The 14526-nt window shown below is 72.8% G+C and carries 12 protein-coding genes; 11 read left to right on the forward strand and 1 reads right to left on the reverse strand.

Annotation, left to right across the window (positions count from 1 at the left end; translation table 11 throughout):
* A partial coding sequence (locus ACH9EU_RS14095; RefSeq protein ID WP_396414545.1) for a ferredoxin reductase occupies window positions 1-755 on the reverse strand: 755 nt, incomplete at its 3' end.
* 308 nt (window positions 756-1063) lie between these two features.
* Here ACH9EU_RS14095 and ACH9EU_RS14100 point away from each other — a divergent pair.
* From ACH9EU_RS14100 to wecC, 11 genes are all read left to right on the forward strand, one after another.
* The gene (locus tag ACH9EU_RS14100) at window positions 1064-1870 is read left to right on the forward strand and encodes a TrmH family RNA methyltransferase (protein WP_396414555.1); all 807 of its coding nucleotides are present in this window, start codon (window positions 1064-1066) and stop codon (window positions 1868-1870) included.
* 178 nt (window positions 1871-2048) lie between these two features.
* Window positions 2049-2600 (forward strand): AMIN-like domain-containing (lipo)protein, encoded by a 552-nt coding sequence (locus ACH9EU_RS14105; RefSeq protein WP_396414546.1) that lies wholly within the window; start codon window positions 2049-2051, stop codon window positions 2598-2600.
* Between the two features lie 161 nt (window positions 2601-2761).
* Window positions 2762-3016 carry a type B 50S ribosomal protein L31 gene (locus ACH9EU_RS14110; protein ID WP_396414547.1) on the forward strand — a complete coding sequence of 85 codons (255 nt, stop codon included), beginning with the start codon at window positions 2762-2764 and terminating at the stop codon, window positions 3014-3016.
* Between the two features lie 152 nt (window positions 3017-3168).
* Entirely contained in the window at window positions 3169-5097 is a 1929-nt protein-coding gene (locus ACH9EU_RS14115; protein WP_396414548.1) for a hypothetical protein, read from the forward strand.
* A gap of 72 nt (window positions 5098-5169) precedes the next feature.
* Window positions 5170-6180, forward strand: a complete 1011-nt coding sequence (locus tag ACH9EU_RS14120; RefSeq protein ID WP_396414549.1) for an LCP family glycopolymer transferase — start codon at window positions 5170-5172, stop codon at window positions 6178-6180.
* A 104-nt stretch (window positions 6181-6284) separates the two neighbouring features.
* Window positions 6285-7619, forward strand: coding sequence for a glycosyltransferase (locus ACH9EU_RS14125; RefSeq protein WP_396414550.1), 1335 nt, complete (start codon window positions 6285-6287; stop codon window positions 7617-7619).
* A complete protein-coding gene (locus ACH9EU_RS14130; protein WP_396414551.1) occupies window positions 7609-9438 on the forward strand; it encodes a glycosyltransferase in 1830 nt (609 codons plus the stop codon). Before ACH9EU_RS14125 ends, ACH9EU_RS14130 begins: the two co-directional genes overlap by 11 nt.
* Window positions 9435-10340, forward strand: coding sequence for an ABC transporter permease (locus ACH9EU_RS14135; RefSeq protein WP_396414552.1), 906 nt, complete (start codon window positions 9435-9437; stop codon window positions 10338-10340). The genes ACH9EU_RS14130 and ACH9EU_RS14135 overlap by 4 nt, the downstream gene beginning before the upstream one ends.
* A complete protein-coding gene (locus ACH9EU_RS14140; protein ID WP_396414553.1) occupies window positions 10330-11250 on the forward strand; it encodes an ATP-binding cassette domain-containing protein in 921 nt (306 codons plus the stop codon). The genes ACH9EU_RS14135 and ACH9EU_RS14140 overlap by 11 nt, the downstream gene beginning before the upstream one ends.
* On the forward strand, window positions 11247-13118 hold the full coding sequence (locus ACH9EU_RS14145; RefSeq protein ID WP_396414554.1) for a glycosyltransferase family protein: 1872 nt from the start codon (window positions 11247-11249) through the stop codon (window positions 13116-13118). Before ACH9EU_RS14140 ends, ACH9EU_RS14145 begins: the two co-directional genes overlap by 4 nt.
* A gap of 97 nt (window positions 13119-13215) precedes the next feature.
* The gene (gene wecC / locus ACH9EU_RS14150) at window positions 13216-14526 is read left to right on the forward strand and encodes a UDP-N-acetyl-D-mannosamine dehydrogenase (protein ID WP_396412914.1); all 1311 of its coding nucleotides are present in this window, start codon (window positions 13216-13218) and stop codon (window positions 14524-14526) included.

Below are 14526 nucleotides of genomic sequence, written 5' to 3' on the forward strand. Positions count from 1 at the left end.
ACGCGCAGCTGCCCCTCCTCCCGCTGCCAGAGGGACTCGGCGGCGTCGAGGAAGTCGGCGGGCCCGCACGCGTAGGCCGCCCGGTCCCGCCAGTCGGGGCAGGCCGTCTCGAGGTCGGACGTGGAGGCGAGGTCCAGGCGCCGGCCCCGCTCGCCGGTGAACCACTGGACGAGACGGAAGCTCGGGAACTGGTCCGCGAGCTCCAGGAGCTCCTCGGCGAAGAGCGCCTCCTCGGGCGAGCGCGAGGAGTGCACGAGCACCAGGTCCGCGTCCGGCCGTCGCGGCACCAGCGTGCGGATCATCGACATGACGGGGGTCAGCCCGCTGCCGGCGGTGAGCATGAGCAGCGGACGCGGGTGCTCCGGCAGGACGAAGTCGCCCTCGGGGGGCGCCAGGAAGAGGACGTCGCCCGGCCGCGTGCCGCGGACCAGGGCGGTGGAGACCTTGCCCATGGCCGAGACGGTGATGGCGGGGTCCTGGCCGGCCGCCGTGCTCAGGGAGTAGGAGCGCCAGTGCCGCACGCCGTCGATCTCGACGCCGATGCGCGCCCACTGGCCCGCCGCGTGGGCGTTCCACCCCCGGCCGGGACGGAAGCGGATGGTGACGGAGTCCGCCGTCTCGGGCTCCACCGCGGTGACGACGGCCCGCAGCTGCCGGGCGCTCGCCAGGGGGTCCACCAGCCGGAGGAAGTCCTCGGGCGAGCGGGGCGTCGTGAACACGGACGCCAGGCGGGACAGCGCGCGTAATCTGGCCATGTCTTTAATATCGCGCAGGGCGACGGACGAATCTCATGCTCCCGGCTCCGATTTCGACGCCGAAATTGTGGTGACATGATGAAGAAGGGCGGCCCACGCCGGCGTCGGGACCTGTTGCCGCGCCATAGCCCGGGACCCCGGGAACCGCTGTGGGCGGACGGTCCGCGTGCTGCGAGCGTAGGCCCGTCCCGGTGCACGGGCAACAACGGTGCTTGCGGCAGCCGGTACGATCATCGGCGACCCCGCCACACCGCTGCCATCCCGACACCACCCCGGAAGAGCCCGTGACCGACCTCCGATTCCCCAACCTGCACCGTCTCGAGTCCGCCGAGGACCCCCGCGTGGCCGACTACGCCCGGCTGACCGACGTGAAGCTCCGGCGCCGGCTCGAGCCCGAGCGGGGCCTCTACATCGCCGAGTCCTCCAAGGTGCTGCGCCGGGCCCTGGCCGCCGGGCACATCCCGCGGTCCTTCTTCATGGCCGAGAAATGGCTCGAGGACCTCGCCGACGTCCTCGCCGCGCACCCCGACGTGCCCCTGTACGTGGGCACGGACGAGGTGCTCGAGCAGATCACCGGATTCCACCTGCACCGCGGGGCGATCGCGGCCATGCACCGGCCCGAGCCCGTGGACCTGGGGGTCCTGCTGGCCGGGGCCTCCCGGGTGGCGATCCTGGAGGACATCGTCGACCACACGAACGTGGGGGCGATCTTCCGCTCCGCCGCCGCGCTGGACGTGGACGCCGTGCTCGTCACCCCCCGCTGCGCGGACCCCCTCTACCGGCGGGCCATCCGCGTATCCATGGGCACCGTGTTCCAGGTGCCCTGGACGCGGCTGGAGCACTGGACCGCCGACCTGCAGCGCGTGAAGGACGCGGGGTTCACGACGGCGGCGCTGGCCCTCGGCGACGACTCCGTCACGCTGAGCGAGCTCTCCGCGCGCCGCGAAGAGAAGCTCGCCCTGATCCTGGGCACGGAGGGCGACGGCCTCAGCGCCGCGACCGTCCACCACGCGGACCTCACCGTGCGGATCCCGATGTCCCACGGGGTCGACTCGCTCAACGTGGCCGCGGCCTCCGCCGTGGCGTTCTGGGAGACCCGCCCGGCCCGGCAGTGAGTCCGGCACACCCCGCCCGGTCCCGTCCGAGCGGGGTCACAGTTGCACGGTCAATGGTGCTCCGACCGGTGCCATTGGCTTCCGCGAAGTCTATTCTGGAGGGGTCTGCGGGCCCGTTCCGAGAAACCGCGGCACCAGCCGGCGTCCGGGTGCAGACGCTCCTCCGAGAAGGTGTGTCATGAAGAAGCTGCTCTCGTGGCTGGCGGCCCTCGTGCTGGCCACGGGCTCCTCGTTGTTCGTCCCCGCCGCCGTCGCCACGGGACCCACACCGTACTGCGGCATCGTGTGGGGCTCCCTGGAGAAGGCCGAGGACACCTACACCGCCGGCGCCGTCACGAACGTGCGCTCAGGCCGGCACGAGTGCTTCGACCGGCTCGTCGTGGACCTCGACGGCGACGTGGCCGGCTACTCCGTCCGGTACGTGCCCAGCGTCCACCAGGACGGCTCCGGGAACCTGGTCCCGCTGCGCGGCGGGGCGTTCCTGAGCGTCGTCGTGAACGCGCCGTCCTACGACGAGGACGGCAACGCCACCTACACCCCCGCCGACCAGGAGGAGCTCGTGTACGTGACCGGCTACGACACCTTCCGTCAGGTGGCCTGGGCCGGCAGCTTCGAGGGCCGCACGACCCTCGGCCTCGGCGTGCGCGCGCGGCTGCCGTTCCGGGTCTTCGTGCTGGAGGGTCCGTGCGACGGGTCCCGCGTGGTGATCGACGTGGCCCACCGCTGGTGACCCGTGCCGTGATCCGCTAAGCTGGACCGCTGGTGCCTCCGCCCGGGATCGCGCCCGCGCCCTCCCGCGAGGACCGCGCGGACGCACGACGACGACGCACCGCCGACCGAGCGCAACCGTGCCTGGCAAAATCCAGGCACCGACAACAAGGTGTGAACCCCATGAAGACCGACATCCACCCGGACTACCACCCGGTGCTCTTCCGCGACCTGGCCTCCGGCAAGACCATCCTCACCCGGTCGACCGCCACCTCCCAGAAGACGGAGACCTGGGAGGACGGCAAGGAGTACCCGATCATCGAGGTCGAGATCTCGTCCGAGTCGCACCCGTTCTACACGGGCAAGCAGCGCATCATGGACTCCGCCGGCCGCGTGGAGCGCTTCAACGCGCGCTTCAAGGGCTTCGGCAAGCGCTGAGCCGGTCCCCAGGACCACTCCGACCGCAGGCCCGGACCGGTTCGGTCCGGGCCTGCGGCGTGCCCGGCACCCCGGGCCGGTGACCGCCCGGCGGCCGGCCCGACTACACTGATCCCGGCCGCGCCCCGACTCCGTCCCCCAGGAGCTCCCCCGTGCACCGACCGTCCCGTTCCGTCCTGGCCGCGCTCGCGACCGCGCTGGCGCTCGTCGTCACGGGCTGCGCCGGCGAGCCGTCCGTTCCGGACCCGGCGCCGGCCGGCCCGAGTGCGACGCCGCTGACGGCCGTGGACGCCGGAGAGGTCGCCCGGCGCAGGGGACTGCCCGAGCACTACCGCCAGCCGGCGGTCCCCGTGGAGGGCCGGGAGAAGCAGGCGCCCGCGACCGTCACGGTCTCCGCGGAGCCCACCGGTGAGGACTGGGCCGACGGCGGGGTGGGGCTCTCCTTCGAGGCCACCGACCTCGCCGACGGGCGGCTCAGCGCCGACAACGAGGACCTCGTCGCCCTGGTCCGGGAGCTGGACCGCCCGACCCTGCGCTTCGGCGGCAACTCCGTCGACCGCCGTTTCTTCTTCACGGACGACGACGAGGCCCCGCCAACGGACTGGCCGCTGCCGGCGGGCGACGAGATCACGACCGTGACCCCGCAGGACCTGCGCCGGGTCGCGGGGTTCGCCGAGGCGACCGGCGCGGACGTGGTCCTGGGCGTGAACCTCGCGGCGGACGACGCCCGTCGTGCCGCGTCCCTGACCCGGCACGCCGAGGCCGCGTTCGGCGACGACCTCACGGCGGTCATGGTCGGCAACGAGCCCAACGGCTACCGCCCCGGGGAGGACCACCGGCTGAGCGTCAAGGAGGAGGGCTGGGGCATCCCGGCCTACCTGGAGGACCTCCGGGAGTACACCCGCGCGATCCGTGCCGAGGCGCCCGGGCTGGCCGTCACCGCACCAGGGGCCTACGCCCCCGACTGGTGGGAGGCCGTCGCCGGGTCGGGCCTGCGCAACATGGTCCTGGCCGCCCACCAGTACCCGCTGTCCTCGTGCCACGGTGCCAGGCCGTGGCAGACGCCCACCATGGACAACCTCGTGGGCGTGCACACCCGGGCCAACGTGGACCGGTTCCTGGGCATCGCGGTGGACCAGGCCCGGCGGGCCGGCATGCCGCTGTGGCTCACCGAGAGCTCCGTGTCCGCGTGCCTGGGCGGCAACGACATCACCGAGACCCTCGGGGCGGCCGTCTTCTCGGCGGAGTACTCCCTGCGCGCCCAGTCCCTGGGCGTCGAACGGCTCGTCCACCACTCCTCCCTGGACCGCTGCGCCGGCGGGCCCCCGATGTCCTCGGTGTGCTCCTCCGGCACCCGGGGCGACCAGGGGTCGGCGTTCGCCCCGCGGGCCAACCACCTCGCCCTGGCCCTCGTGGGCCGGATCCCGGCGGGCGACTTCCTGCGCACGGACGGCTCCGGCAACGAGGACGTCACCGCCTACGCCATCCGTCACCCGGCCCAGGACGGGGGTCGGCAGGAGCTGACCGTGGTCCTGACGAACTTCACCGACCCCGCCGTCGCCGGCCGCGCGCCCGTGACGCTGCGTCTGCCGTTCGATCTCGAAGGGGCCGTGATGTCGCAGATGGGGGGCCCCGCATGGGACGCCGAGTTCCCCGCGGCGAGCCTCTTCGACGTCGAGCCCGAGGACGGCGGGCAGCCCACCGCGGACCGGGACGGCCGGGCGCAGACGCTCGGCAACGCCCTGGAGCCCGTCGGGGACGCCCACGTGTCCGTGGACGGCTTCGGGCTGCCGCTCGCACCCGTGGAGCACCGGTCGGCGGTGCCGGGTGCGGAACCGGGCCAGGACGCGCTGCGCCTGTCCCTCAATCCCGGCACCGTGACGGTTCTCACGGTCACGGGCGTGGCACCCGGGGCCGGTGCGGAGCCCGGCCCCGCGTCCCGCTCCGCGTCCGGCCCCGAGTCCGAGTCCGACCCGGAGCCCGGCCCGGCCCGGACGAGCGGAGCCGAGCACCGCACGCCGGGGTCGTCCCGTGACGGTGCCGGGCGCGTGGGCACCGCGGCCGGCCGGGCGGCGTCGTAGGATGTGACACAGCGGTCCCCGTCCCCCCGTGCGGACTGCCCCCTCACCGACCCCCACCCCCCGGGAGTTCCCATGTCGATCGACGACCGCCGCCCCGCCCGCACGGACCGGACGCCCGGCAGCCGGCGCACCGTCCGCACCGTCCTGCTCGTGCTGCTGGCCGTGGTGCTCGTCGTGGCGCTCGTCGTCGGGCTCTACCTCTGGAGCCTCGGGCGGGCCTTCGACACCGGCCGCGAGGTCCTGGAGCAGCCCTTCCCGGCGGAGAGCGCCCGCCCCTCCGCGGGTTCGGGCGCGGACGAGGGGACCACCGTCCTCGTGATGGGCGAGGACCACCAGGGCGGTGCCGGGGAGCGGGCGGACGCGATCATGCTCCTGCACGTGCCCGAGGACGGCGGCGCGGTCTACGTCATGTCCATCCCGCGGGACCTGTGGGTCGAGATCCCCGGCGTGGGCCAGGCCAAGATCAACTCCGCGATCGACGCCGGGGGCGTCCCCCTGATGGTGGACACCGTCGAGGGGCTGTTCGACACGCGCGTGGACCAGGTGGCGCAGGTCGACTTCGAAGGTTTCGAGAACATCGTCGACGCCGTGGGCGGGGTGACCATCGACGTCCCGAAGGACTTCGTGTCCTGGCAGAAGGACATGCTCTTCACCGCCGGGCCCATGCACATGGACGGCGCCACCGCGCTCGAGTTCGTGCGGGAACGCCGGTCGTTCGAGATGGGCGACCTCAAACGCGTCGAGAACCAGCGCCTGTTCCTCGAAGCCGTGCTCGACAAGCTGATCAGCAAGGACGTCCTCAGCGACCCCGGCCGGATCCGGCAGATGGTCTCCGAGCTCGCCCCGCACCTCGAGGTGAGCGAGGGCCTGGACGCCGGGTGGGTCGCCGGCCTCGCTCCGGAGCTCGCCGGCGTCGGCGCCCGGGACGTGGATTCGTTCACGGTTCCCCACGAGGGCATCGGCACCTCTCCGGACGGCCAGTCCATCGTGGTGTCGGACACCCAGGCCATGGAAGACATCGGTGTAGCCATTTCGGAGGACAAATTGGATGAATATCTTGCTACTCTGAACTCCGACGAGTAATAGGCCGCCTGCGCATCCTCCCCCGGAGCCGCGGGCGGCGCCCCCCGACCGCAGCTCGCCCCGGACCCCACCGGGACAGCGTCTCTTGACCCCGCGAGAGAGCCATGCAGCACACCCCCCGTCCCCTCCGTCTGCTGGTGCTCACCCATTCCTACTGGCCGGAGCACTCCCCGCCCCAGCGGCGCTGGTCGTCGCTGACGCGCTACCTCGTTCCCGCCGGCTGGGACGTGTCCTTCCTCGCGCCCGCACCGCGCTTCCACGGAACGGCAGAGGCCGCGCCCGAGGGCCCGGGGTGGGGACGGGCCCGGGGGCCGCTGGGCGAGACGATCCACCGCGTCCCGTACCTCAGCCGGGCCCACGGGCGCCTCGGCAAGCTCGCCGACCAGCTGTTCACGGCGGCCGCGTCCGCCGTACGGGGCCTGTCCACCGGCCCGTTCGACGTGATTCTCGTCACGGCGCCCTCCCTGCCGCTCATGGTCGCCGGCTGGCTGCTGGCCCGGCTCAAAGGAGTCCCGTTCGTGGTCGAGATGCGCGACGCCTGGCCGAACCTCGCCGAGGACGCCAACCTCGTCCGCCACGGCGGCAAGAGCCTGATCAACCGCGTGGTCGAGCACGTGCAGGACCACGCGGACCTGGTGGTCACCGTGACCGAGGGCTTCGCCCGCACCCTGCGGGAGCGTGGTGTCCGCAACGTCACCACCGTCCGCAACGGCGTGGTCCTGGAGCGCACGCCGCGCCTGCTGCCTCCGCCGCCGTCGCGCGAGCGGCTGGAGGTCCTGTACCTGGGAAACCACGGTGAGAGCCAGCGGCTGGAGCACCTCGTCGAGGCGGCCGCCCTCGTCGGGGACGGGATGCGTCTGACCCTGGTGGGCCAGGGCAGCCGCAAGCCCGCGCTGGAGGAGCTCGCCGCCCGGCTGGACGCGCCGGTCCGGTTCCTGCCCCCCGAGTACGGCCGGGCCGTGTTCGAGCGCTACGCCGAGTCGGACACCGTGGTGGTGTCCCTGCGCGACGACTGGAAGTCCTTCGAGGACACGATCCCCTCCAAGACCTACGAGGCGCTCTCGGTCGGGCGCCACATCACCGCGATCGTGCGCGGCGAGGCCGCCCGCGTCCTCGCCGCGGCAGGGGAGGGGGACGTGGTCGAGGGCCGTCCCGCCGACATCGCCCGGCTGTGGCGCGGACTCATCGCGGACCGCACCCGGCTGCGCCAGCGATCCTCGGGCCGGGCCTGGGTGGCCGCCCACGCCGACTACCCGGACCTGGCCGCCCGCTACGACGGCGTCCTGCGCGACGTCCTGGCCGGCCGGCCGGTCCACGCGCAGCCGGCCGCGACCGTGCCGGGAACGGCACACCGGATGTCCCCGGCGGGTGACATCCGGGGGCGCTCGAGGGGGAGCGCGCCGGAGCACAGGAAGATGGGGGACCACCATGCGGCATGACGACGACCACCGGGGACCTGACGAGGAGCACCGGGCCCGCCGGCTGTACGCCAACGCGGTCGTGACCGCGGCGACCGTGGGCGAGCACCTCGCCGACGACCCGGTGGTGTTCTGGACGCAGGTCGCCCGACGGCTCCCGGACCGCGCGGTGCGCCCCGTCGCCCGGGCGCTCCTGGGCACCCCGTGGCCGGCCCCGGGTGCCACGGCCGCCCACGTGCTCGGCCGCTCCGGCGACGCGGGCCGGCGGCTGGAGCTCGCCGAGAGGGGCGGCTTCCCGCCGGCCACCACCCGGCGCCTCGCCGACGTCGCGCTCTCCATGGGCCGGGTGGAGCAGGCGGACCGCCTTCTCGCCCGGCTGCCCGCGGACCTGAAGGGCCGCGCCGGCACGCAGGCGCGCCGCGACTGGCACCTGGGCCGGATGTCCGAGGCGGTCGAGGGCCTGCGCCGGGCCGTGGCCTTCCGCCGCGCCACCACGGGCGAGCGCCGCCAGCTGCGCCGCTACGAGGACGAGCTGCGGCTGTTCACCGACTGGCGCCCCGCGCTGACCCCCGTGGTGGGCTACCGCCCGGAACCGGCCTCCGTGCTGCACGTGCTGACGAACTCCGTTCCCCACACGCACAGCGGCTACACCGCCCGCACCCACTCGCTGCTCACGGCCGTCGCCGACCAGGGCTGGACCGTGACCGCGGTGACCCGGCCGGGCTACCCCGTGCAGGTGGGGAAGCTGGGCGCCGGATCGGTCGACGTCGTCGACGGGGTGCCCTACCACCGGATCCTGCCCGGACGCCTGGCCGCCACCGCCACCGGCCGCCTGCAGCAGGAGGCCCAGGCCGTGCTCGAGCTCGCCCTGCGCACCCGCCCCGCGGTGCTGCACACGACCACGCACTTCGTCAACGCGCTCGTCACCCGGGCGGTGGCGGAGGCCCTCGGCATCCCGTGGGTCTACGAGGTCCGCGGCCAGCTCGCCGACACGTGGGCCTCCGCCCGGCCCGCCGAGGCCGCCACCAGTGAGCGCTACCGGCTGTTCACGGCCAGGGAGGCCGAGGCGCTGGCGGGCGCGGACGACGTCGTGACGCTCGGCCGTCAGATGGGCGAGCACGTGCGCACCCTCGTGCGCTCGCTGCCCACCGGACCGGTGCGCACCCGGATCGCGCCCAACGGCGTGGGCGGGCAGTACCTTGAGGACCCGCCCCCCGTGGCGGAGGCCCGCCGCGACGTGGGGCTGCCCGTGCACGCCCGGATCCTCGGCACCGTCACGAGCGTGGTCGAGTACGAGGGTCTGGACGACCTGCTGCGCGCCGCGGCCCTCCTGGCCCCGGACGTGCCCGAGCTGCTCGTCGTCGTAGTCGGGGACGGCGCCGAGCGTCCGGCGCTGGAGGCCCTGGCGACGGAGCTGGGGATCCGTGACCGCGTCCGCTTCCCGGGAAGGGTGCCGCGGGAGCAGGCCGTGCGCTACCACCAGGCCTTCGACGTGTTCGTGGTCCCCCGCAAGGACCGTGCCGTCACCCGCGCGGTGACCCCGCTCAAGCCGGTCGAGGCCCTGGCCACCGGCACGCCCGTGGTCGCCTCGTGCCTGCCCGCCCTCGCGGAGGTCGTCAGCGACGGCATCACGGGCATGCTCACCCCCGCGGAGGACCCCGACACGCTGGCGTGCGTGCTGCGGATGCTGCTGGAGAGCCCGGCGGTGCGGCGCTGCCTGGGCGAGGAGGGGCGGCGTCGTGCCTTGTCGGAACGCACGTGGGAGGCCGTCGCGTCCGATACGGTGGACGCCTACCGCCATCTGACCGGGGGCGGCGTACTCCAGGAGGCCTCTGCGTGATCTTGCGGCACACCCCCGAGCGGGCCCGGTGGTTCGGCTCGGGACCCCCGCCGCGCACGGTGGTCTTCGACTCGTCCCGGCTGCGCGCCGTCGGCGCCCGGCCGCCGCTGACCGAGTACCTCGTCCAGCTGTGGAACAGCCGCCACTTCGTGGTCTACGACGCCCGTGTGCGGCTGTCGGTGAGCCAGGAGCACACCCTGCTCGGCAAGGCCTGGCTCGTGCTCAACCCCGCGCTGCTGGGACTGACGTTCCTGCTGATCTTCGGGGTGCTCCTGGGCACGGGGCGCGGCGTCGAGAACTTCATCGCCTATCTGCTCGTGGGCATCATGATGTTCACCTACTCCTCCCGGGCGATCGTGGCCGGCTCCAGGTCGATGGCCTCGGGGCGGGCGCTGATCCGCGGCTTCAGCTTCCCCCGCGCGGCCCTGCCGCTGTCCATCAACCTCCGGGAGCTGCTGAGCCAGGGGTTCGTGCTCCTGGCCATGGTGGTCATGGTCCTGCTCATCCCCCCGCTCGAGCCCGTCTCCTGGCGCTGGCTGCTGCTGGTGCCCATCGTGGCGCTGCAGACGGTCTTCAACTGGGGCCTCGGGATGCTCCTCGCGCCGCTCGTGCACAAGATCCCGGACGTGGGCAACCTGTTCGCGTTCGTCATGCGGATCTGGATGTACTCCTCCGGGATCTTCTACGACCCCTCCCGCTTCGTGACCGACGAACGGTGGATGGTCCTCTTCGAGGCCAATCCGCTCTACCAGGTGCTGTCCATGAGCCGGGACTGCCTGCTCTATGCCACCACACCGGAGTGGTGGCAGTGGACCGTTCTCGTCGTCGCGGCGTTCGGCACGTGGCTGGTCGGCCTCTGGGTGTTCTGGCGCAACGAGGAGAGCTACGCCGATGAGCGCTGAGACCCGTCCGGCACCGACCGCGCGCCGCCGCCGGGCCGTGCGCAACCCCGCCGTCGTCGTCGACGACGTCACCGTCGTCTACACCGTCACCAGCACGGGGGGCGGGGACGAGGTGCCCGTCCCGCGGGCCGTGCGCCTGGCCCGCAGGGCCCTGGGCCGGCCGCCGATCGTGCAGAACCGCGCCCTGAACCGCGTGACCCTCGCCGTGGAGGAGGGGGAGTCCGTCGGCTTCATCGGCCGCAACGGCTCGGGCAAGTCCACGCTCATGAACGTCGTCGCCGGACAGCTCAATCCCACGTCAGGCCGTGTCTACGCCGTGGACACCCCGGCCAAGCTGGGCGTCAACGTCTCCCTGGTCCCGGCGCTGTCCGGCGAGCGGAACATCCGCCTGGGCTGCCTGGCCCAGGGCATGACCCCCGCCGAGGTGGACGACCGGATGGAGAAGCTCGTCCACATCGCCGCGCTCGACGACGCCATCCACTGGCCCATGAAGGCCTACTCCTCGGGCATGGCGGCCCGGCTGCGCTTCGCCGTGGCCACCGCGACCGACCCGCACATCCTCATCCTCGACGAAGCGCTGGGCACCGGCGACGCGCAGTTCCGGGACCGCGGCCAGGCCCGCATGCGGGAGATCCGGGAGCAGGCCGGGTGCATCCTGTTCGTCTCCCACTCCATGGGCGAGGTCCGCCAGATGTGCTCGCGGGTGGTCTGGATCGACGCGGGCGAGCTGGTGATGGACGGGCCGCCGGACGAGGTGATCGAGGTCTACGAGCGGTTCATGAAGGAACTGGCCGCCGGCAACAACCGCACCGCCGAGGGGGTGCGCGACGAGGCCGCGGCGCGGATGGTCCGCACCGAGCTCGACGACGTCGCGCCCCGCCCCGGCGCGGACGAGGAGCCGGGCGGATGACCCGCTTCGAGCTGCGCACCGCCCTGTGGCACCTGCGCCACGGCGGCCCCGGTGCGGTGGCGAAGTACCGCCGCCGGTCCCGGATCCCCGCGGCAGTGGCTGCGAACGGGACGCGGACCGGGTCCGGGCTGTCCTTCGCGGCCGTGGAGTGGCCGGAGCGGGAGCCGGTGCGGGCGGACGTCACCGCCGCCGTGATCCTCGACGACTTCTCCCTGCGCGCGTTCGGCTACGAGTGGCACCAGGTCCCGCTGACCCGGGACGGGTGGCGGGCCCAGCTCGCGCAGCGGCCCGTGGACCTGCTGTTCGTCGAATCGGCGTGGCACGGCAACGGCGACGAGTGGCAGTACCAGCTGACGGGCGAGTCCGGGGTCAAGCAGCCGGTGAAGGACCTCCTGGCCCACTGCCGCGAGCAGGGCATCCCCACGGTCTTCTGGAACAAGGAGGACCCGCCGCACTACGCGGACTTCCTCGAGTGCGCGGGCCTGTTCGACCACGTCTTCACCACGGACGCGGACCGGGTGGCCGACTACGTCCGGGACCTCGGGCACTCCCGGGTGGGCGTGCTCCCGTTCGCGGCCCAGCCGGCCGTGCACCGCCCGGTCCGGCCGCGGCACGGCTTCCACGAGCGGGACGTCGCCTTCGCCGGGATGTACTTCGCCCACAAGTACCCCGAGCGCCGCGAACAGATGGACGTGCTCCTCGGCGGGGCCCTGGACGTCAGCCCCCGGATGGAGAAGGGCCTGGAGATCTTCTCCCGGTACCTGGGCGACGACGAGCGGTACCAGTTCCCCGCCCCGTACGACGAGCGGGTGGTCGGCTCGCTGCCCTACGACCGGATGCTGACCGCCTACAAGGCCTACAAGGTCTTCCTCAACGTCAACTCCGTCGTGGCCTCACCGAGCATGTGCGCGCGGCGGATCTTCGAGATCACGGCCTCCGGGACCCCTGTGGTGTCCACGCCCAGCGCGGCGCTGCGGAACTTCTTCCCCGAGGACCAGCTCGCCGTGGCCCCGGACCGGCAGCACGCCGCGGATCTCGTCCGCGCGCTCGTGCGCAGTCCCGAGCTGGCCGACCGCATGGTCCACCGGGCCCAGCGCACCATCTGGTCGCGCCACACCTACACCCACCGGGTGGCGAGCGTCCTGGCCGCGGTGCTGCCCGGGGACCAGCCCGGTCCGCGGCACCCGAGCGTGTCCGTGCTGCTGTGCACCAACCGCCCGCACCGGCTCGAGCACGCCCTGGCCACGGTCGCCGCGCAGACCGGCGTGCGTCCCGAGCTCGTCCTCGTCTGCCACGGCTTCGACGCGGCCGCCCACGGCGTCGAGGCCCTCGCGGCCGCCGCCGGCCTCGAGCAGGTCCGGGTCCTGGAGGCGAGGGACGAGCTGAGCCTGGGGGAGTGCCTCAACCGGGCCGTGCGGGCCTCCACCGGCGAGGTGCTCGCCAAGATGGACGACGACGACGACTACGGCCCCCACTACCTGCAGGACCAGCTGCACGCGCTGCGCTACTCCGGCGCGGACGTGGTGGGCAAGCAGGCCCACTACATGTACGTCGCCTCCCAGGACGCCACGCTGCTGCGGTTCGGCCACATGGAGCACCGCTTCACGGACTTCGTCATGGGCCCCACGATCGTGGCCCGCCGGGAGGTGTTCGAGCGAGTCCCCTTCGAGGACCGCACCACCGGGGAGGACTCCTCGTTCCTCGCCGCCGTCGTCGACGCCGGCCTGCGCGTCTACTCCGGGGACCGGTTCAACTTCCGGCAGTACCGGGGCTCGGGGGGACACACCTGGTCGGTGAGCGATGCGTCGGTGCTGGCCAGCGGATGTATCGTCATGTTCGGAGAGAGCCTTCCGCACGTCAGCGTATGATTTCCACAGCAGATGTCCCTGCATCGGCCTACATGCCCCCACCCCGCTGGCCCCCACTGACCATCCCCAGCCCCCGACCCCCCACAGGAAGTACGCCATGTCTGAACAGCAGAACGTCGTCGTCGTCGGGCTGGGCTACATCGGCCTGCCCACCGCCGTGGTGCTGGCCAACTACGGGTCCCGGGTCGTGGGCGTGGACATCAACGAGACGAACGTGGCCCAGATCAACCGCGGGGAGATCCCCTTCGTGGAGCCGGGCCTCGAGGAGCAGCTCGCCCGCGTGGTGGCCGAAGGAACCCTCACCGCGACCACGCAGATGCCCCACGGGGACGCCTATGTCGTGGCCGTGCCCACGCCGTTCACGGACAACTACGAGGGAGATCTCTCCTACGTGCGGGCGGCCTCGCGCAGCATCGCCCCGCAGCTGCGCGGTGACGAGCTGATCATCCTCGAGTCGACGTCCCCGCCGCAGACCACCCGGAAGATGGCCGAGCACCTCATCGAGCTGCGCCCGGACCTGTCCCTGGACGGGTCCGACGGGAAGCCGGCGATCCACGTGGCGCACTGCCCCGAGCGGGTGCTTCCGGGGAAGGTGATGGAGGAGCTGATCACCAACGACCGCATCATCGGGGGCATGACGCCCGAGGCGACCCGGCGGGCGAAGGCGCTGTACGCGACGTTCTGCGTGGGTGAGCTGCTGGAGACCGACGACGTCACCGCCGAGATGGCCAAGCTCACCGAGAACTCCTTCCGGGACGTCAACATCGCCTTCGCCAACGAGCTGTCCCTGATCGCCGACCGGCTGGGCATCGACGTGTGGGAGCTCATTGAGCTCGCCAACCACCACCCGCGGGTCAACATCCTGAAACCCGGACCGGGCGTGGGCGGGCACTGCATCGCGGTGGACCCGTGGTTCATCGTCTCCTCCGCCCCGGAGGAGTCCCGGCTGATCCGCACCGCCCGGGAGGTCAACGACTCCAAGCCCGACTGGGTCGTGGCCAAGGTCGAGGAGGCCATCGCCGGGATGGACGTCCCCGTGGTGGCCGCGCTGGGCCTGGCGTTCAAGCCCGACATCGACGACCTGCGGGAGTCCCCGGCCGTGGAGGTCACCCGGCGGCTGGCCCGCGACATCCCGCACGGGACCATCCTGGCCGTGGAGCCGCACGTGGCGGAGCTGCCGCCGGCCCTGCAGGGTCTGAAGAACGTGCGCTTCGCCGAGGTGCTGGACGCCATCAAGCACGCAGATGTGGTCGTGCTGCTCGTGGACCACCAGAACTTCACGAGACTGCCCAAGGGCATCCTCGACGGTAAGACCGTCGTGGACACCAAAGGCCTGTGGCGCCAGGCCCGGTTGCCCGTTCCCAGCACGCACACCAGCACCCTGCCGGCCGTGGCCACCACCCGCTGA

The organism is Kocuria rhizosphaerae (genome assembly GCF_044462265.1).
GTDB classification, from domain to species: Bacteria; Actinomycetota; Actinomycetes; order Actinomycetales; family Micrococcaceae; genus Kocuria; species Kocuria rhizosphaerae.

Bases quoted from the DNA above. Each gene is read 5' to 3' on its own strand.
- ACH9EU_RS14105 (WP_396414546.1), top strand. From the start codon at position 2,049: ATGAAGAAGCTGCTCTCGTGGCTGGCGGCCCTCGTGCTGGCCACGGGC.
- wecC (WP_396412914.1), top strand. From the start codon at position 13,216: ATGTCTGAACAGCAGAACGTCGTCGTCGTCGGGCTGGGCTACATCGGC.
- ACH9EU_RS14120 (WP_396414549.1), top strand. From the start codon at position 5,170: ATGTCGATCGACGACCGCCGCCCCGCCCGCACGGACCGGACGCCCGGC.
- ACH9EU_RS14110 (WP_396414547.1), top strand. From the start codon at position 2,762: ATGAAGACCGACATCCACCCGGACTACCACCCGGTGCTCTTCCGCGAC.
- ACH9EU_RS14130 (WP_396414551.1), top strand. From the start codon at position 7,609: ATGCGGCATGACGACGACCACCGGGGACCTGACGAGGAGCACCGGGCC.
- ACH9EU_RS14125 (WP_396414550.1), top strand. From the start codon at position 6,285: ATGCAGCACACCCCCCGTCCCCTCCGTCTGCTGGTGCTCACCCATTCC.
- ACH9EU_RS14140 (WP_396414553.1), top strand. From the start codon at position 10,330: ATGAGCGCTGAGACCCGTCCGGCACCGACCGCGCGCCGCCGCCGGGCC.
- ACH9EU_RS14145 (WP_396414554.1), top strand. From the start codon at position 11,247: ATGACCCGCTTCGAGCTGCGCACCGCCCTGTGGCACCTGCGCCACGGC.